Origin of the sequence: Chondrinema litorale (assembly GCF_026250525.1) — a bacterium.
GTDB classification, from domain to species: domain Bacteria; phylum Bacteroidota; class Bacteroidia; order Cytophagales; family Flammeovirgaceae; genus Chondrinema; species Chondrinema litorale.
Genome location: NZ_CP111049.1, coordinates 199,418 through 219,112, shown reverse-complemented (window position 1 = coordinate 219,112; position 19,695 = coordinate 199,418). Strand labels below are relative to the sequence as shown.

Annotated in this window: 12 protein-coding genes; 8 read left to right on the top strand and 4 right to left on the bottom strand. The window is 34.6% G+C overall.

The features are described from left to right. Positions 1-50: 50 nt before the first annotated feature. Entirely contained in the window at positions 51-1,628 is a 1,578-nt protein-coding gene (locus tag OQ292_RS29280) for a choice-of-anchor Q domain-containing protein (RefSeq protein ID WP_284687651.1), read from the bottom strand. 271 nt (positions 1,629-1,899) lie between these two features. On the opposite strand from OQ292_RS29280, the gene OQ292_RS29275 reads away from it, so the two are divergent. The 8 genes from OQ292_RS29275 to OQ292_RS29240 all read left to right on the top strand — a co-directional run bounded on the left by OQ292_RS29275 (position 1,900) and on the right by OQ292_RS29240 (position 14,400). Continuing rightward, complete coding sequence (locus tag OQ292_RS29275; RefSeq protein WP_284687650.1) at positions 1,900-3,861, top strand: sialate O-acetylesterase; 1,962 nt, start codon at positions 1,900-1,902, stop codon at positions 3,859-3,861. 170 nt (positions 3,862-4,031) lie between these two features. Then, entirely contained in the window at positions 4,032-5,216 is a 1,185-nt protein-coding gene (locus OQ292_RS29270) for a metallophosphoesterase (RefSeq protein WP_284687649.1), read from the top strand. 600 nt (positions 5,217-5,816) lie between these two features. After that, complete coding sequence (locus OQ292_RS29265; RefSeq protein ID WP_284687648.1) at positions 5,817-7,250, top strand: FAD-binding oxidoreductase; 1,434 nt, start codon at positions 5,817-5,819, stop codon at positions 7,248-7,250. 165 nt (positions 7,251-7,415) lie between these two features. Further along, positions 7,416-9,836: a TonB-dependent receptor gene (locus OQ292_RS29260; protein WP_284687647.1), complete on the top strand. Its 2,421-nt coding sequence runs from the start codon at positions 7,416-7,418 to the stop codon at positions 9,834-9,836. Positions 9,837-10,159: 323 nt separating this feature from the next. Then, positions 10,160-10,957, top strand: coding sequence for a DUF4382 domain-containing protein (locus OQ292_RS29255; protein WP_284687646.1), 798 nt, complete (start codon positions 10,160-10,162; stop codon positions 10,955-10,957). 177 nt (positions 10,958-11,134) lie between these two features. Continuing rightward, a complete protein-coding gene (locus OQ292_RS29250) occupies positions 11,135-11,653 on the top strand; it encodes a heme-binding domain-containing protein (protein WP_284687645.1) in 519 nt (172 codons plus the stop codon). A 462-nt stretch (positions 11,654-12,115) separates the two neighbouring features. Beyond that, entirely contained in the window at positions 12,116-12,721 is a 606-nt protein-coding gene (locus tag OQ292_RS29245) for a MarC family protein (protein WP_284687644.1), read from the top strand. 212 nt (positions 12,722-12,933) lie between these two features. Continuing rightward, a complete protein-coding gene (locus OQ292_RS29240) occupies positions 12,934-14,400 on the top strand; it encodes a Gfo/Idh/MocA family protein (protein ID WP_284687643.1) in 1,467 nt (488 codons plus the stop codon). Between the two features lie 93 nt (positions 14,401-14,493). Here the strand turns inward: OQ292_RS29240 and OQ292_RS29235 are convergent, their stop codons facing one another. From OQ292_RS29235 to OQ292_RS29225, 3 genes are all read right to left on the bottom strand, one after another. After that, on the bottom strand, positions 14,494-16,971 hold the full coding sequence (locus OQ292_RS29235; protein ID WP_284687642.1) for a TonB-dependent receptor: 2,478 nt from the start codon (positions 16,969-16,971) through the stop codon (positions 14,494-14,496). Positions 16,972-17,200: 229 nt separating this feature from the next. Next, entirely contained in the window at positions 17,201-18,637 is a 1,437-nt protein-coding gene (locus OQ292_RS29230) for a hypothetical protein (protein ID WP_284687641.1), read from the bottom strand. Positions 18,638-18,691: 54 nt separating this feature from the next. Continuing rightward, the gene (locus OQ292_RS29225; RefSeq protein WP_284687640.1) at positions 18,692-19,561 is read right to left on the bottom strand and encodes an alpha/beta fold hydrolase; all 870 of its coding nucleotides are present in this window, start codon (positions 19,559-19,561) and stop codon (positions 18,692-18,694) included. Positions 19,562-19,695 lie beyond the last annotated feature (134 nt).

Sequence of the window (19,695 nt, the reverse complement as noted above, 5' to 3'; positions counted from 1 at the left end):
AATAGCCAGCTTGGATAATTTTTAACCAAGCTGGTTTTTTTGTTTTAAGATTATTGAACTTCTACTGCTCCCAAATCGCATGCAGAGCCTACAGGTCTTGGTAAATCTCTTTGGTCTGTAGCCAGACAACTCATGGCTGTACCAGCATCAATCAACGGACTTCCAGGCATAGGAATGTACACTTTTGTATCTCGTGAGACAGACAATGTTTTTATCATTGGGTTACCATGAATAATATCTGGTCCAGTGAAAGTTTGATCACCAACAAAATTTACACTTTCTGATATATATCCGATATTAACAGTTAATCCGCCTAAATCTCCTCCAACTGGGTTTTTAGCAATCACTGTATTTTCCATATGGGCAAATCCAAATTCGAAATGCATGCCTCCTCCAGCTCCTGAATCATAATCTTGGTGAGCTTCATTATTTAATATGGTTATATCTTTTAAATACATAGTGGCAAACCAGTTCATAATTCCTCCTCCTCTGGTAGCAATGTTATTTGTTATTGTACTCCTGTGTATTGTAAGATTTAAAAGACTAGATGAAGATGGATAACCCATCATCGTTTCATCTGGCTCAGTAATTTCACAAAAAATACCTCCACCAGCTTTACTGGTTTCATTAGATTCAATTATACATTGATCAATAAATGCAGGTGAATAGGTCAATTTATTAAAAATATTGTATAATATTTTATCGTGTCCCAAATATATACCACCTCCTTGCTCACTATTATTGAATGAAAGATTGCTAGAAGTTAATGTCAATTCAGCATCACAAAAAATACCTCCACCTTTACCACTGCTTGTATTGTGAGTGAATGAACTATTATCAATTTCAATATTATCAAATCCGAGTATAAATAGTCCACCACCATCATTTAGGGCATTATTTTGATTTATATCAGAATTGCTAATTGATACTGGCCCAATACTAAATATTGCGCCGCCATTTTTTGATGCTTGATTATTTTTTATAGTTACATTCTCAAGGGTTAATTTTCCTGCATTATAAATCGCTCCTCCGTTACCATTTTGAGTTTCAGAAAAATTTTCTTTTGTATCAATAATTCCTTCACTGAGTGTAACATTTTTTAGAGTTAAATCTCCGCTATTAGAATTATGTATAATTCTAAATATCTGATTACTATCAGGTTTATCAAAAACTTGAGTCCGAGTAACTCGTCTCTTTAATGTAGCACCATTGCCTTCGATAATAATTGTAGATTTAATTACAGGTAATCCACTATCTTTTACTGAATGGCTTAACACTAATTGGTAAGTACCATCTGGTTTTTCCTTTTTAGTAAAATATGCAGCTTCTGAAAGATAATAGTTTTTTCCTTTTTGTAAATGAATTGTAGTGGTTCCTCCACGTAAATTTGCTGTTTCAATAGCATCAACTAGATTACAATCTCCTTTGCCATCACATATATCAAACACATGATCGTCTTGGCCTGTGGTATTTACAAAAATATCTGTGGGCCGTTCCATAAAATCACCAAATTTTTTTTCGTTTTCATTCGATTGATTATTATGTTTTTCTATTTCTTTCTCAATGTTTAGAACATCACAAGACGTAATTGTAAAAATTAGAATTAAAAATAAGTGAAGAAACTTCATTTGATTAAAAAATTAATTATTAAGAGATAAGATGGGGTTTCGGATGGTATGGAAGTTACTTTCTATTCTTACGGTTTCATAATTGCTTCCTGTTGTATTTTTGCCTAATTATTAGCATTTATTAAGATATGACTTGAATACAAGAATGGTTAAAATGTTTCCAACTGTGTTTAGTTTGATTTCGATAAGCAGACTTAGTTTGGTTTTAAGGTGATCGAAATTAATTTAGCCTATTACAAATAATTCGATTGACCAAAAAACAAATTTCGTTTTGAAAAAGATAATAGGAATACTATTTATACTAGCTGCCCACATACCTGCCTTTGCGCAGATTACCATGCCTAAAATTTTTAATGATCATATGGTGCTACAGCGCCAGACAGATATACCCATCTGGGGAAAAGCTGATCCCGGTACCAAAATTCAAGTCGAACTAGCCGAATATTTAATAACAACCACTACCAATGCAGATGGCAATTGGAAGGTGTATATTCCAGAACTACAAGCTGGTGGACCATACGAATTGAAAATATATAATGCTGAATTAAAGTCTCCAGCATTTGTCTATTCTGATGTGCTTATTGGTGATGTGTGGTTGGCTTCTGGTCAATCTAATATGGAGTGGCAAGTGCAACAGTCAGCCAGTGGCAAAGAAGATATTCCCAAAGCACTAAACAAAAATATTCGTTTTTTTAAAGTTCCTCATCACTTTACACTTGAACCCCAAGACGAAGTATTAGAAACTAGTTGGACGATCTGTGACACTGCCAGTGTAAAAGATATCACCGCTGTCGGTTATTATTTTGCTAAGAAAATTCAGGCAGATATAAATGTGCCTATTGGCATTGTACAAAGTACTTGGGGTGGTACTCCTGTAGAAGCTTGGACGAGTCGTGAGATGTTGCTTACCAACTCAGCGGCAAAAGAAAAGGTAATTGTAAATGATACTGTAACTGTAGAAGACTTTGGTAGAGATTCGGTAGAGTTAAAAAAATTCTGGGACATTGTATATAATCCAAAAGAGGAATTGGTAAAGAAACATGCAGACCCAAAGTTAGATGATAGCAACTGGAAAACAGTAAGCATTCCCGGAGTTATAAAAGATTGGGAACCTGAGCATGAAGCAGATTGGAATTCAGATATTTACGAAGGAATGATTTGGCTGCGTAAAAAAGTAAACCTGAAAGGTGCATTTACAAAGAAAGATTTAACAATCAATTTGGGGCATCCTGAAATGAATTATTCCATCTATTTTAATGGTGTTGAGATTTGCAAAAACCAATGGAATGCCAATGCTACGCACACTTATACAATTCCAGTTTCAGCGATTAATAAGGGAGAAAATACTATTGCTTTAAGAATAGCTGCTCTTTGGGGTGGTGGCGGACTCAATCCTCCTGCTGATGTGATCTATCTTACTAATGGCAAAGATAAAATGAGCTTAACAGGTGACTGGAAATTTGAGAAAGGTTTAGAGCCACTGATTCCTAAGATTTACTATTACCAGCAATATTCCACTTATTTGTTTAATGGAATGATTAACCCATTGCTACCGTATGGTTTAAAAGGTTTTATTTGGTATCAAGGTGAGAATAATGAGGATGATGCTTATAATTATCGTGAGTTATTCCCTATGATGATTACAGACTGGCGAATCAGGTTTGAGCAGGGATATTTGCCATTTTTATTTATACAACTTCCTAATTACTACAAAAAAGAAACAGAACCTTCTGATGGTAAATGGGCAGTTTTACGAGAATCACAATACAAAACTTTGGCTCTTCCAAACACTGGGATGGTTACCACAATCGATTTGGGAGAAACAGACAATATTCATCCAACAAACAAAAAAGATGTAGGAAATAGATTGGTAGCAATAGCAGAAAATCTGGTTTATAAGCAAGATATAGCTGCTTTTGGTCCTATGTTTAAAAGTTATGAGATAAAGGGGAACACGATAGAAGTCGAGTTTATAGGAACAGAAGGTTTAAAAACAACCGATGGCGAATTATTAAAAGGTTTTGCTATTGCAGGAGAAGATCAAAAATATCATTGGGCAACTGCCAAAATTGAAGGGAATAAGATAATTGTAAGTGCAAGTGAGGTTGCAAATCCAGTAGCAGTAAGATACGATTGGGCAAATAACCCAGATGGAAACCTCACCAATAATACAGGTTTGCCAGCTACTCCATTCCGTACAGATAACTGGAAAGTAATGACCCAACCGGAATAAGACTTTAAGAAAGTGCAAGTAATGGACAAGCTTGCACTTTTTGAATATGCATCTGCATTTATTCTCATATTTATAAACTTAATTTGTACCTTTTATCTAAATAATCTCCCTTTAAACAAGTATTTGCCTATAAATAGTTACTAATTGTAATTCTATTTTAACATTGCAAGATGAAGAAGTTTCTTAGCATTGTTAAAATACCTGTAACTATTTATTTAGGCTATCTGCTTATATGTGTAACCTTGGCATTATTTGGTTTCATTACTGTAATTCCTTTAGCTCCAGGAGGTTGGAAAATAAAAACGCCTAGTTATGTTGATGAAATGGATAAAAAAACTCCTGAGTTTGAACAGCCCATTGTAATTTATAATCAAGATTCTGCTACGATTTATAGTACTGAAATTCAAGCAGATAGTTTGATTAGAAAAGTTCAATCTATTGACGCTAAAGAAAATTTCTCTATTCAAGTAATATACAATAATTCACAATTTGAAGTCCCAATTAGGAAAGATTTTGCAATTGAAAAGTCAGCTTTTGAAATGCCTGAGAAGTTGATAGCAATCTCTGATATAGAAGGAAACTTTGAAGCATTTAGTAATTTTTTAAAAGGTACAGGAGTGATAAACTCACAGTATAAATGGACTTATGGGAATGGCCATTTAGTGCTATTGGGTGATTTTTTTGATAGGGGAAAGTATGTAAATGAGTGTTTGTGGTTGATTTATAAACTAGAAGAAGAAGCGAAACAAGCTGGTGGTAAAGTACATTTTATTCTGGGTAATCACGAAGTTATGAATTTGATAGGTGCTTATAATGATAAAGCATTTAAATATGTAAATGGAAAATTTTGGGCAAACGCTGAAATTCTTGACTTGGAATACAAGAAGTGGTATTTACCAAATACAGAGTTAGGAAGATGGTTAAGAAGCAAAAACACTATAGAGAAAATTGGAGATATTTTATTTGTTCATGGAGGTTTAAGTCCTGACATGTTTACTCAAAATTATTCTATCAATCAAATAAATGAGATAGTTCGTAATGGTATAGATAAAAATATGGAAGACCATTCTTTAATTGAACAACTTGTACTCAGAAATAAAGGACCCTTGTGGTATAGAGGGTTGGCAAAAGAGGAAATTGAAGAATCCGTGCTAGATCAAATACTTTTAAAATACAATGGACAAAAAGTGATTATCGGACATAGCATTGTGGATGAAATTAGTACTTTTTATCACAATAAAGTAATAGATATAGACTTGCATCATAGTGATAATGATCTGACAACAGGTTTAATGATTAGTAAGTCAGGCTACTTTGTAATTGATAGTATTGGAGAAACCCAAAAATTACTCTAATAAAGGCACTGATTTTCAATTGTTATTTTCACGTAGAAACAAATTGATAACCTCTATATCATATTTTAAAGCAATTATTTCCTCAAAATAATCAGAATCGGATAATCATCTTAAAATCATCAAGAAAAGGAGTGCCTAGGATTAATTATAACAAAGTATACAATGAAATGCATTTTGCGGATTTTCACTTAAAACAGTCATTCAATCAAATACTTGGTTAAGTAATGTATATTCTTTATTTAATTAAATTTTCAAAATTATTATTTAGTCTAATCTAATTTAAGCAATGTAAAAGTGCTTTAACTGGCTGAAAGTGTTATGATTAAAAAATAAAAGTATTTATATTTATCATCAGTACTCATCAAATCTGTAATTGTAATAAATAACATCTTACAAGTAATTCAGATCTAATCTTTATCACCAGAATATAAAATAAATAGCAACTAAAGCATTCTGCCAGCAATGTTTACTAAAGCATAGTTTCTTCTATGCGATTAGGTATTCATTTTATATTGAAATCATCATAATTAACCTTCAGAGGGATATAAAGATCAATCAGCGCCATAAGATTCTTTTTTATTCACCATAAATAATCTACAGATGAAAAGTACACTTCACGCTATTTCTAATTCATTGGGAACAGAAGTTCCCGAAGCTGCAATTGAAAATTTTCAAGCCAATTTTAAAGGGAAGTTAATATTTAGAGATGATAAAGATTATGATACTTCCAGATTGGTTTGGAATAAGATGATAGATAAATATCCGTCGGTAATTGCGCAATGTACTGGTGTAGCGGATATTATTTCGGCAGTTAACTTCGCTAGGGATAATAACATGTCGGTATCTGTAAGAGGAGGTGGGCATAATGTAGCTGGTAATGCAGTTGGTGACAGTGTACTTACAATCGACCTTTCTAATATGCGATCTGTTAGGGTTGATCCGATTAGAAAAACAGCCAATGTACAGGGAGGTGCTACTTGGCTGGATGTAGATCATGAAACTCAGGCATTTGGTTTAGCATGTCCAGGTGGTGTTGTGTCTGAGACTGGTGTTGCCGGATTAACTTTAGGCGGAGGACTGAGTTGGATGCGGAGAAAAGTTGGTATGAGTATAGATAATCTTATTGGTGCTGATGTTGTATTGGCAAATGGCAATTTTGTTCATGCAAGCGAAAAAGAAAATGCAGATTTATTCTGGGCTGTAAGAGGCGGTGGTGGAAACTTTGGTATTGTTTCAAACTTTGAGTTTAAACTAACCGATTTGGGTCCAACCGTATTTTTTACTGCTTGTATGTACCCTAGAAAAGAGGCTGAAAAAGTATTAAGTTACTGGGTTAATTATACTAAAAATGCACCTGATAATATCACCTCAGACTGTATACTGTGGGCTGTTCCTGAACATCCAAATTTCCCAGAAGAATTACATAACCATAAGGTAATAGTGGTAGCCGGAATGTATGCCGGTAAAGCTGAAGAAGGCGAAAAAAAGATGCAGCCTTTGAGAGAAATTGCGACTCCATTATTAGATATGAGTAATGTTTACCCGTATAAAATGGTACAACAAATGTTCGATCCATTTTTAGAAAAGCAAAAGTTAAATTCTTATTGGAAATGTATTTATCTCGACGAACTGACTGATCAATTGCAGATAAGAGTAATTAAACGTGCGGCAGAAGTTCAAAACCCTCAATCTTTAATTTCTATAAGAAATTTACAGGGCGCAATAAGTAGAGTAGGTTCAGATGAAACAGCCTTTGGTGATCGCAATGCCAGATTTTTGCTCAGCATAGATACCATGTGGCTAAATGATGCTGATAATGAGCGAAATATGAACTGGACACGCGATTTTTTTAACGAGATGCAAGGCTTCTCTCAAGGTAAAGTTTATTTCAATTTTAATAGTGATATGAGTAGTCCTTCTGATATTTTGAAAGTTTCTTTTGGTAATAATTTCCAGAAACTTAGTGCTATTAAAGCGAAATACGACCCTAATAATTTTTTTAACTTAAATGCGAATATCAAACCTGTTAAATAGCAGGTGAGTCATGTTTTTCAAGGTGATCAGGTTCTTATCTGATTGCCTTGAACCTTTCTTATGTTACACAACACATTTCTAGTGTCAAATTTATTTTTTTATTCTCTACTCCTAAAAGAGAATAACATAAGAAGTATCTAGAATACAATTCAAAATCAATGTATTATGAAAACTATCTGGATAATTATTCTTACTATAACTACTAACACATTTTTTGCTACAGGGCAAAATGCTATCACCGGAAACATAGAAGATACAGAAGGTAATACCATTCCATTTGCCAATGTGCTACTATTAGATGTTGAAGATTCATCGCTCATTAAAGGAGCTGTTTCAGATGCAAATGGTGTATTTTCTTTAACTAGATTTCCGAAAGGTACTTATCTGGTAAACTCTTATATGATGGGTTTTGAGAAATACTATTCTAAAATCACTTTTCAAGGAGATAATAGAAAGGTTTCACTTGAAACAATTACGCTCAATAAATCGACAACAGAATTAAGCGAAGTAACCATTAGAGCAACTAAGCCTCTTTACGAAATGGAAATGGGCAAGCTAGTGATTAATGTCGGAAGCAGCATTACCTCATCCGGATTAACAGCAATAGATATGCTTGAAAAATCTCCGGGTATAATGGTAAATCGCCAAAGTAGTACACTTTCTATAAATGGTAAAAATGGTGTAATTGTGCTCATTAATGGAAAGAGAAATCGCATGTCTATTAATGCGGTAATGCAAATGCTCTCTGGATTAAATGCTGCTGATGTAGAAAAAATTGAGATTATGTCTGTGCCTCCAGCTAAATACGATGCAGATGGAGATGCAGGTTTTATCAATATTGTAATGAAATCTGGGAAAGGCAGCTATGGTACAAATGGCTCTGTTTCGGGGAATGTTGGTTACGGAACAGGTATTATCGCTGGTAGTAGCCTTGTATTAAATCATTCAGGAAAAAAGATAAGCTATTTTGCCAATGCATCAGTTTACCATGCAGCCCAAACATTTATATGGGAAAACTACAGAGAAAACAACAATGGTGTAGAAGATATTTATACAGAAGCACTAGCAGATAGAGATGCAACGACAAACTCATACAATTACAGATTGGGTTTAGATTATTATCTGACCAAAAAAACCATTCTGAGTGTACTCATCAGCGGATATGATTATAAAAGGAAGACAAATTTCCCAAGTAGATCTTATGTAGATTATGCTTTCTCAGCAGATACAATTGCTGCCACAAATATGTTGGAAAGAGACCATTGGAACCATATTATGGGCAACATCAACATAAAACAATCTATTGCAGATAAACACACATTAGATTTTAACTTAGACTATCTCACATACTTTAATTCTCACCCTACAGATAATAGTTATTCTTATTATTCGGCAGACGGCACATTTTTAAATAGCGAGTTTAGCAATGTCTTCAAAAAAACTCCTATTAATTTATGGGTTGCTAAAGCAGATTATACTTTCGAAGTAAACCCTTCATTCACGATAGAAACGGGTGTAAAAGGTATATTTTCTGATTTAGTAAATGATGTTAGAATAACCAGACAAGAGGGTGAAAACTGGGTTACAGACGAGCGACTAACTAGTTACTCAGACCTCACAGAAAACGTATTGGCGGCTTTTACTTCATTTAAATTTGCCATCGACAAAAATACAAATGTATCTGCTGGTTTAAGGTATGAGCACACTAGAACATTAATGAATACAAGAAAGGAAAAAGCTGTTGTTGATAGAAATTACGGTAACTTTTTTCCATCTTTATTTATTTCTAAAAGGTTTAATGAGCATAATCAGATTCAGTTTGCTTATGGCAGAAGAATTACCCGACCAGCCTTTAACGAGATGGCTCCATTTGTTTTGTTTATCGATCCTAATACTTTTTTCTCTGGAAATGCCAAGATTCTACCGACACTTACAAACAACTTTAAAGCAGATTATTCTTTCAAAAATTTTATCATTTCATTTCAGTCCAGCAGAGATAAAAATGTGATTATGAGGTTTCAACCACAAATTGATTTAGAAACCAATACACTGATGTTTACATCTGAAAACATACACCGCAGAAATACACTTGCACTCAATCTCTCTATGCCAGTTAAACTAAATACTTGGTGGGAAACACAGAATAATTTTTCTGGAAATTGGCAGAAAATAAGCACTACGCTTAACAGCGAATATTACGAAAGCATACAAAACGGGCTACAAGTAAATAGTACGCATACTTTTTTGCTTCCAAAAAACTTTAGCCTAGAGCTAGCTATGTTTTATATATCACCAAGAATAAATGGTTACTTTAATTGGCTAGCCAGAGGTTTTGTAAATCTTGGTGTGCAAAAAGAATTTAATAAAGGAAGTACACTCAGACTTTCTTGCAACGACATATTCGAAACCACGCAATACAGATGGCGAACTTTTGATGATGCCTCTTTCACTTTTACAGGGAGATGGAAACCAAACAAACGCATATTTACAGTCTCTTTTACTCAGAAGTTTGGTAACCAAAAAATTAAAAAATCTAGAAAGCGAACAGTAGGTTCAGAAGAGGAGCAAAAGCGAGTTTCGAATTAAGTAGATATACAAACTGTTGCCATTTTCATCAATTTAATTTAATGAGATTCATTCAGCTTTGAAATTAATCAGGATAAGGCAGGTGCTTGTTTCAAAAAAAACAGCACCTGTTATTTTTTTATAAAAGCCTCTTATTCGCTTTATTTCTAATTTTTAAATACTTTGTGCTAATTATTAATTATTAATTATTTTAAAACTAATCTAATTAATGTTTATACATAGTTTTATTTTAGAATGGTCACAGAGCTTGTAAATGATAGTTAACAGAACAAGCTATTTTAAATTAATAAGCAACTAAAATTACTTATTTTAAACTATCATTTATGAACAAATTTAGAATCCTAAAAGCTACCTTATTTTGCACTATCAGTTTACTGTTTTTCGCTTCTTGCGATGATGAAAATGATCAAAATGCGAAGATTCAAGTGAGCTTAATCGATGCTCCTGCTGACTACGAAGCTGTTTTAATCGATATCGAAGACGTACAGATTAATGTAAATGAAGACGAAGATGATGAAAGTGGCTGGCAGTCTTTAGAAGGTTCAGAACTAGGAGTTTACGATTTATTGACACTAACCAATGGTGAAGAAGCATTTCTTGGAGAAATAGAATTACCGGCTGGTAAAATTAGCCAAATTAGATTAATACTAGGAGATGGCAACGAATTAACCATCGATGGTAGTAATGTAGATTTAAAAGTGCCATCTGGCAGCCAAAGTGGTCTTAAACTCAACATTCATCAAGAAGTTGAAGGAGGTATTACTTACAAACTAGTAATAGATTTTGATGCTGCTAAATCAGTCGTTAAAGCAGGCAACTCTGGCAACTACAATCTTAAGCCAGTAATTAGAGCTAAAATGGAAGCACTTACAGGTGCAATTAATGGTGTTGTAGACCCAGCAGATGTAAACACAGTAGTTTATGGAATTATGAATAGTGATAGTGTGTCTACCTATCCGAACGAAAATGGTGAGTATTTGCTAAGAGCTTTAGAAGCCGGAACTTATACTGTTGTTGCAGTTCCAACAGAAGAAAGTGGATACGAAACAATCAGTGTAGAAGATGTAACAGTTTCAGTAGGTGAAATCACAACAATAGATACTATCAATTTTGTGAATTAAGATAATAAATCGATTCAAACAGGTTGATTTTAGATAGCTATTGAGTAGAAATTCTTAATGGCTATTTTTTTTGAAGAATGCCTGTTATTCCGTTCAAATTCAAACAATTTGCGACTTCTTGTACTTTTTAATGATAGATAATTCATATTAAAAGGTAATCAAAATATAACTACAAACATGGGAAAGAAAATCGGAATAGTAATAGTAGCCATTCTGGTTATTATTCAATTCTTTAGACCAGAAAAAAATGACTCAAACGTACAAACCGCTAGTGTAGCTACAAAGTATCAATTACCAGATGATGTTGACCAGATTCTTTCTGTAGCATGTTACGACTGTCACAGTAACAAAACTAATTACCCTTGGTATTCGAATATTCAACCTGTAGCATGGTGGTTAGACGGCCACATAAAAGATGGAAAAAGGCACTTGAATTTTTCTGAATTTACAAATGCACCAATAGCAGTTCAAAACCATAAGTTTGAAGAGACCGCAGAAGTAATCGAACATAACGAAATGCCGCTTGATTCATACACGGCGATGGGTTTCCACAAAGAGGCTCATTTAACCGAAGAACAAAAAACTACTTTGATTAATTGGGCTCAGTCGCAAATGGATTTTTTAGAAGCCAATTATCCGGCCGATAGTTTAAAAATGCCACGTAGAGGAGGTGGAAATCCTCCACCAAGAGATTAATCTATAGACAATAAAAAAGGTATCTGATGGATACCTTTTCTTTTATATACTTATTTAGTTTTTACCTTTATTCTTTTTCTTCTGTTGACCCGGCGCGTATTCTTTGGCAGACTTTGCACCCGTTCTCTTCTTCACTTGCCCCGGTGCATTTTCTTTAGCAGATGTGGAGCTAGTCGTTTTCTTTGTTTGCCCCGTAGGTGTTTTAGAAATGTAAATAGAACTACAACTAGTTATAGTAATACTGATTATGGTAAAAGAGAGTAATAATAATTTTTTAATAGTGCTCGATTAATGATAGTCAAACTAAGTATTTCTTAATATTTAATACAATTAGTATACCCCTTTCATAACTCGAAACTACAAAGCTGAGGCATTTTAATTATGATTTTTTTTGATTGATGAAACAACATGTTTTGTTTTGCGTGGCAAATGCAAATTTTGAACCTTAATTAAAATAAACAAATGGCATCATCGATTATTGAATTTTTAGTTATGCTTAATCCTTTTGCTCTTTTCCTGTATCTGGAACCGATAAGAAAAGATTTAAGCCACAAAAATTTTATAAATGTAATTTTTAAGGCCACGATAATCTCACTTGTAATTTGTTTGTTCTTCTTTTTTACTGGCGAACATATCTTTGAAACAGTTTTTAAAATAGATTTTGAGTCATTCAGAATTTTTGGTGGAATTATCATTTTCTCTTATGCTTATTTATTTATCGTAAAAGGTCAAAAAGCTTTAATCATGATAAAAGAAGACCTTGACGATTTGGCATCGGAAATTGCTTTGCCTTTTATGGTTGGTGCTGGTTCTATTTCTTTAAGTATTATAGTTTCTTATAGACATACAACTTTAATTGGCTCCATTATTTTGGTGGTGGTTTTCTTTACAAATTTTTTAACAATATTTCTATTAAAAAGGCTGCGAGATTCTTTAGAGGGAAAGCGCATGAAAACAGCTTTTGATAAAAATATGGAAGTTTTATTAAGACTCAATGGCTTCTTTATAGGAGCAATAGGAGTGAGTATGATCATTACCGGAATCAAAAATATGTTTGGTGTTATGTAAAATGCAGCAGTTTCATTAAAAGATTGTTCTGGTTGCTAGTAAATCGGTTTATTTCATCTATAAGATATCTACTTTCACAGATTCTTTTCTTCATCTTCAAATCAGATTCTATTAATTTATTTAACTTTAAGAGAGAGTGAAACGAGAAGCGGGGTATCAATAAAACTCAAAAAAGAGATAATTAACTGAAAGCAATTTAAACAGATATAAATATGAGTGAAAAAAAGACAGAACAATCTGACAATTCCCGCAGGTCTTTTATAAAAAAAGGAGCAATAGCTTCTTCGGTATTTATAGTACCCAGACATGTGCTTGGAGGTGTTGGATATACCGCCCCTAGTGATAAGCTAAACATCGCTGCAATTGGCGCTGGTGGAAAAGGAGCTAGTGACATTAGAAATGCATCTGTAAATGGTAGAGAAAATATTGTTGCCCTTTGCGATGTAGATTTTGCTGGTTCAGCCAAAGCCTCAGTTGAGAAATTCCCAAAAGCAAAACTCTATGCAGATTACAGAGAGATGCTTGAAAAACAAAAAGACATTGATGCGGTAACCATTTCTACACCAGACCACGTGCATGGTCCGGCTGCTGCCTTTGCTATGGAAAGAGGCAAGCATGTTTACGTGCAAAAACCTATGACCCACAACATCAGAGAAGCTAGAATGCTTACTGAGATGGCTAGAGAGCATAAAATTGTGAGCCAAATGGGTAACCAAGGTGGTTCTAACGAACTGCTAAAAATGGTTCAAAAATGGGTGGACTCTGGCGTAATAGGAAACATTCATAAAGTACAAATCTGGACTAACAGACCTGTTTGGCCGCAAGGTGGCGCTATGCCAGCACCAGATGAGAGCCAAAAACCTGCTGACCTTAATTGGGATTTATGGTTAGGGCCATCTAAAAAAATACCTTATACACCAAACTTGCATCCATTTAACTGGAGAGGCTGGTGGGAATACGGAACAGGTGCTTTAGGTGATGTTGGATGCCACTTAATAGACATACCTTTTAGAACTTTAGGATTGATGTATCCGAAAGATGCAGAATGTAGTGTGAGTTCGATCTTCTCTCAAATGTGGACACCAGACTACCATCCAGAAGGTTGCCCTCCATCTTCTTTCATTACATTACATTTTGATGCTACTGATAAAACCAAGTCTCCAATCGAGATGACATGGAGCGATGGTGGTATTAAACCTTCGCATCCAGAAATTATTCCTGCTGACCATGACATTGGAGGCAAAGGCGGTTCTAATGGCGTATTGATATTGGGTGATAAAGGATTGATTTCTACCAACATCAACGATAGTTCACCATTAATGCCTAAGCTCTATTTAAATGATGGCACTACAGAATTTGGCCCAGAAGTAGAAAAAAATGATGAACCAGAATATGGACATCAACGCAAGTGGGTAGATGCTTGTAAAGCCGGATTTAATAGTACAGAGCACAAAGGTCTTACTTCTTCATTTGATTATGCTGGCCCAATGACAGAAACTGTTTTAATGGGTAATTTGGCTATTCGTAGCTATATGCTCAGAAAAGAAACAGCCGATGGTAAAATGGAGTTCTTTGGTCGTAAAAAATTACTCTGGGATGGTGAAAAAATGAAAATCACTAACCTCGAAGAGGCCAACCAATTTGTAGGAAGAACCTACAGAAAAGGCTGGGAAGTTTAATTACATTTCATACTTTAATTATATAAACAAAAAACCGCCAGAAATATCTGGCGGTTTTTTTTATCAAACTTGCGAAGGCTATTTTACTTGGTATTACTTACTTCCTATTCCAGGTAATTTTACTTTCAATTCAACAGAGTACAATCTGCCAATAAATGGAGATGCTGTAAACTCTCTAATTTTAGAATCAAACAGGTTAGATACTTGACCAGATACTGTGAAATTAGAATTGATGTGATAGCCCATACCCAAATCTACATTTACAAACCCTCCAAGTGGACCATAATTAAAAGCATCTTTACTTCTTGCATTCTCTACAACTGGTACACCTCTATATACTAAATCTTGAGATTTAGCAGCTATTTGGAAACTTGAGAAGTAATCGTATTCCTGCACCCAACGAGTAAAGATATTTCCAAAAAACTTGCTGCCTCTGTAGTACATGCCTAAACTAGCTTTGTGGTTTGGTGCATTTACCAATACATCTAGTTTATTTACCACGCCATCATTATTAAAATCATTATCTTCTAGGTTATCCTCATCTACTGAGTAGTTAAAGTATGAATAGTTGAACACTGCACTCACTTTATCAGTAAAATAGTAGTTTAAGCCTAAATCAATTCCATATGTATTTACTTTACCAAAGTTTACATAAGAGTAAACCAAACCACCATAAGCAGCATATCCACTTTGCACTTGCTCAATTGGCTGATCTCCGATTTTAGAAACTACACCAATCGCTGTTACCGGGCTTAAGAAATCTGTTGAAATATTGAAATAAGCATCGGCATCTACATACAACTTATTTTCAAGTGCTTGCCCTTTGTAACCTAACTCAAATGTTTTAATTTTTTCAACTTTTTGCTTTTCAACTAGAGTCCCATCTTCCAATGTAAAACCTTCTCCATTACCCAGTATTAAACCAGAAAACAAATCGCCATACATATTCATAATGGTTGGTGCAGCTATACCTTGTCCGTAAGTTAAGCGCCATGTACTTAGTTTCCCTATTTTAAGAAGACCTACTTTAGGCACAAAGTTGAATCCATAAACTTCGTGGTTATCTGCACGGAAAGCAGCAATTGCTTTAAATCCAGATGTGCCAAATACTTTTTGAACTTGTCCATACAAACCGAATTGCTCAATGTCTATATCTTGAGTACCTCCACCATCGAGCAAATAAGTACCTTTACTGTTTGCAAAATCTCTTTGCCATTGGCCACCAACTACAAATTCGTAACCGTTAAACTCATTGTTATACTGCACCTCTGCATTCCATCTGTGGCTATCGTCTACGAACTTTGCTTTACTTGCATACGATTGTTCTCCACGAGCTTCTGCATCAGAAAGACCTGCATCTAATAAGCGGTAATATTGCTTGGTGCGCTCATCTATAGAGTAGGTATCATCTGTTTTACTTCCTGTTCTGTAAATCTGAGCAAAGAATCTTGGCGAGTTGTATTTTAAATGGATATGATTAATTCTCCAGTCGATAATCTGGTTTCGACCTACATTAGTAGGAGCAAGGTAAGTACTATTGCTAGCTCCATAAGATAAAATTAAATCGGCTTCATCGGTTACGCTGTAGTAAAGTGCTGCTTCACCTCTCATAAATTCAAAATTGCGGTCTAATTCTAACTCGTTGTAAGCTTCTACAGAACCATCTGCTCCTAAATTGCCATCAGCATCTAATCTATCTATATACACTGAATCCATGTATTCAAACTCTTTCCCTTTTGTATATTCGCCTACTACTTTAAAAGCAAGTTTATCGCTGAGTACTTGTGCATGTCTCAATCTTGCTGTTAGCATACTTTGATTACCAGCACCTAAAGCGAAAGTTGTCCCTTCTGATGTGCGCGGATCTTTTGTAATGGTATACACCAAACCATTATGTGCATTAGGGCCATAAAGTGCAGAATTTGGCCCCAGTACAACTTCTACTCGCTCAATATCTTCTTTAATTTGTGTGGTTAATGGCCCAAATGGAAGACCTGTAGCAACTAATGTTGCCAATCTACCATCGTTTATTTGAAGGTTTTTAGAGTTGAAATTGCTATTAAAACCTCTAATGTTAATACCTGTTCCAACTACTCCCGAACGAATAAAGTCTACACCTTTTACTCGGCTTAATAGCTCACCGGGATTAAAACTGGCAATTTCTTCTATGTCGCTATCTGTTATTAATTGAATAGTCGCAGGCGATTCTGTAATTTTTTCACTTTTGTTAGAACCAGAGATAACTACTTGTTCCAGATGTGTTTCTCCTTCTAGCTTAATATTGCCAAGAGAAACCATATCGTCGTCAAGTTTTGCGGTAATTGTTTGAGTGGTGTAACCTACATAGCTTACTAGTAGGGTGTAATTTCCATAATCTAAATTGCTTAAAATAAATTTTCCATTAATGTCTGTTGCGGTACCTTTGGTTGTGCCATCAATCATTACGGTGGCTCCGATTAATGCTTCTCCCGATTTGTCAATAATTTTTCCTTGGATGCTTCCAGATTGCTGTGCCCAGACAAGACTACAGCTAAGCCATAAAACCCATAAAATGGTAGTTAATTTTTTCATGTTCATATTTAATTTGTGATAATAAATAGTATAGTAGTACCACAGAGTAATTAAGAGCGTGAAGCTTTTTGGGCTTAATGTACTTGGGTATTTATGTGGTACATCTCCGAACTTAATCTGCTTAATTAAATTTAATCAGAATTCTGACGGCAAAATTTGGCTTCTGATAAATTCACTGGGTTGACTAATCGTACTATTCAATCAAGTAACATCTTTAACTTATTCATTTTCAAGCTATTACTTCTCTTTCTAATAGGTTAGACTTAACTGCTTTCATAATATTTGGCACATAGCTAGAAAGCTCACTTATCAACTTTTGCAATAGGTTCGCTTTATGCGGATTAGTGGCATATTGCGTACTGTTTTCAGTTAGAATCTGGATGAGAGATTCTGCACTAATTTTACCTTCCATATAGCGAGAGAGGGCTTCGTACCACACAATTGTTGGCAAGTAAATCACACTTGATTGAAAGGTCTGATCTTTTTCGAGAATACTATATTTTCTGATGGTTCTTAACACCTCTCCAAACTTTTCTTGCTTTATCATCGATTGCAGAAAAGAACCAAAAAACACATGCCAACGCTGCTCTAGCACTTCCTGCTTATAGATGCGTAAAAAGCTAATTCCAAAGCGTTCTGCATCCGCTGCCTGATCGTTGAGGCAAAGACATTTCATGTAAAAAGCAGTGAAACCAATCTTGTTATGGAAGTTATTCGTATTGCGCATTTCTGGCATTGCTTGTCTCATTAAACTAAGCGCTTTATCAATTTTTCCTTGTCTCAACAAAATAGCACTGTAGTTATTCAAATACTTAAGGTGGTCTTCATTTTTTTGTTTGATGGAAAGATAACCATACTCCTCTGCCTGTTGTAAAATATCAAATTTAGAATGGAGTAGGAGGCAATTCGAATAGTAGTTTAAAAGAATACGACGCGTATAAAACACACCTTCGCTAAGTAGCTCGTCGAGTCTAACGTTTAGGTTTTTTATCTTATCGTATTCGCGATAATTGAAATAAACAAAAGTGAGTCTAATTGCAGCAAAATATCGGTTTAAACCATCTAAATACTCATTATAAAACACTTCTAGCAACCATTTTTCCCAATGTTTAGACTCTGTATTGTTTAAAGAATATTTATTAATGATGTCGACAGAAGCTTTGTGCATTTGGTCGCTAACCTCTTTAGATTGCAGGTAAGCAGTTCGGTTATTTTCTACAAATTGATGTACAATTTCGTGCTCTTTGTATCTGAGTCGAATTAAAAGAAACTGCCTTAAATTAACCACCAACTCATAGAATTTCATAAAGTAAAACTGTGAGTTGGGGTAATTTTTAAGTAATCTGAAAATCTGATGCTCATCTTCTGGACGCAGAGTATCCGTCATTACCCTGCGATCCATCTCATTTATCCATTCAAAGTGTAAATCTACATTTATCTCATCTAGCTTTTTCTGAATCCAGTTTTTAAGGCTAGAATACTTTCTTTTATCAATATATTCATTAAAAGGTTTAGGCCTATTAATTTGGTTGCAGTTATAGGCAATTGTATTCAGTATATCCAACTTCTCATCGTCTTCAAATTGTTGGATGCTACATAAATACTTTGCCTCATGTGGTAGTATTTCAGATGCAAATTCTTTGAACTTCTTGAGCTTTTCTTTCATTTTCAGTTTACAGTTCTGTTGAGATAGTCGTTGTACTAAATTTACTTAAAGTGATTAATTCTTCAAAAAATGTCGAATTTCGCTAATCACTTCAGCAGGTTTTTCTAGTTGCATAAAATGCCCGCATTCATCAATAAACTTTAACTGGCAATTTTGCATTTGATCGGCGCCACTGCGACCAACAGAACTGGTAGTTAAACTCGGATGAAGCAACTTATTAGGAATTAGAAAATCATTTGCACCATACAGCACAAGACTTTCCTTTTCAATCTCTTTAAGTCGATTAAATACTGGCTTATCTAACATTCCATGTACCCCATTTACAACAGAGTGACAATATAATTCAAAATCTGATGCCTCAGCCATGGCTATTCGCTCTTGAATTAGCTTATCGATATAAGAAGGCATGTTATAAAAATTGTATTTGAAATTGGTTTTAATTTGCTCATCAGAGGCATTTAAAATACTTTCAACAGTATAAAAACTGGTAATTGCTTTCCGGTCGTCTTCATTAAAAGTTTCGAAACCAGCAGGAGCCAAGAGCACCAATTTACTTACTTTTTCAGGATAGTTTAAAGTTGCAGTAATAGCGATTTGACCTCCCATAGAATGACCTACCAAAACAACATTTTTGAGTCTGAGTTTTTTAATAGTTTGGGCAATTATATCTGCATAAAAGCTCATAGTGGAAGGATAACAACCTTTACTCGATCGACCGTAACCGGGTAAATCGACCGCTACACAGCGATAACTTTTAGATAAATTACCAAAAACATGCTCCCAAGCTGTGTTGTAGCTGGCGAGACCATGAATAAAAATCAACGTTTCATCACCTGTTCCCTCGTCCATATACGCAAGCTCAATCGTGTCTGATAGTGTGAGATAGCTTACTTGGTAAGGATAAGGGGCCAGCATGTTTTTCATTTTCAAATTTTTGGTTTGTGCTAGACCTGGCATAGTTAGAGAATTGATTAATAATAATACAAGCGCTAGTTTCATGATATACCGGGATTGAAAGAGTTAATGATATATTTTACACAATGTTATATTTGATTGGA

What these genes read in the sequence shown, in the direction of transcription:
- OQ292_RS29280 (WP_284687651.1), bottom strand. Translation starts at nt 1,628, where the DNA reads ATGAAGTTTCTTCACTTATTTTTAATTCTAATTTTTACAATTACGTCT.
- OQ292_RS29270 (WP_284687649.1), top strand. Translation starts at nt 4,032, where the DNA reads ATGAAGAAGTTTCTTAGCATTGTTAAAATACCTGTAACTATTTATTTA.
- OQ292_RS29265 (WP_284687648.1), top strand. Translation starts at nt 5,817, where the DNA reads ATGAAAAGTACACTTCACGCTATTTCTAATTCATTGGGAACAGAAGTT.
- OQ292_RS29260 (WP_284687647.1), top strand. Translation starts at nt 7,416, where the DNA reads ATGAAAACTATCTGGATAATTATTCTTACTATAACTACTAACACATTT.
- OQ292_RS29255 (WP_284687646.1), top strand. Translation starts at nt 10,160, where the DNA reads ATGAACAAATTTAGAATCCTAAAAGCTACCTTATTTTGCACTATCAGT.
- OQ292_RS29250 (WP_284687645.1), top strand. Translation starts at nt 11,135, where the DNA reads ATGGGAAAGAAAATCGGAATAGTAATAGTAGCCATTCTGGTTATTATT.
- OQ292_RS29245 (WP_284687644.1), top strand. Translation starts at nt 12,116, where the DNA reads ATGGCATCATCGATTATTGAATTTTTAGTTATGCTTAATCCTTTTGCT.
- OQ292_RS29240 (WP_284687643.1), top strand. Translation starts at nt 12,934, where the DNA reads ATGAGTGAAAAAAAGACAGAACAATCTGACAATTCCCGCAGGTCTTTT.
- OQ292_RS29235 (WP_284687642.1), bottom strand. Translation starts at nt 16,971, where the DNA reads ATGAAAAAATTAACTACCATTTTATGGGTTTTATGGCTTAGCTGTAGT.
- OQ292_RS29230 (WP_284687641.1), bottom strand. Translation starts at nt 18,637, where the DNA reads ATGAAAGAAAAGCTCAAGAAGTTCAAAGAATTTGCATCTGAAATACTA.
- OQ292_RS29225 (WP_284687640.1), bottom strand. Translation starts at nt 19,561, where the DNA reads ATGAAAAACATGCTGGCCCCTTATCCTTACCAAGTAAGCTATCTCACA.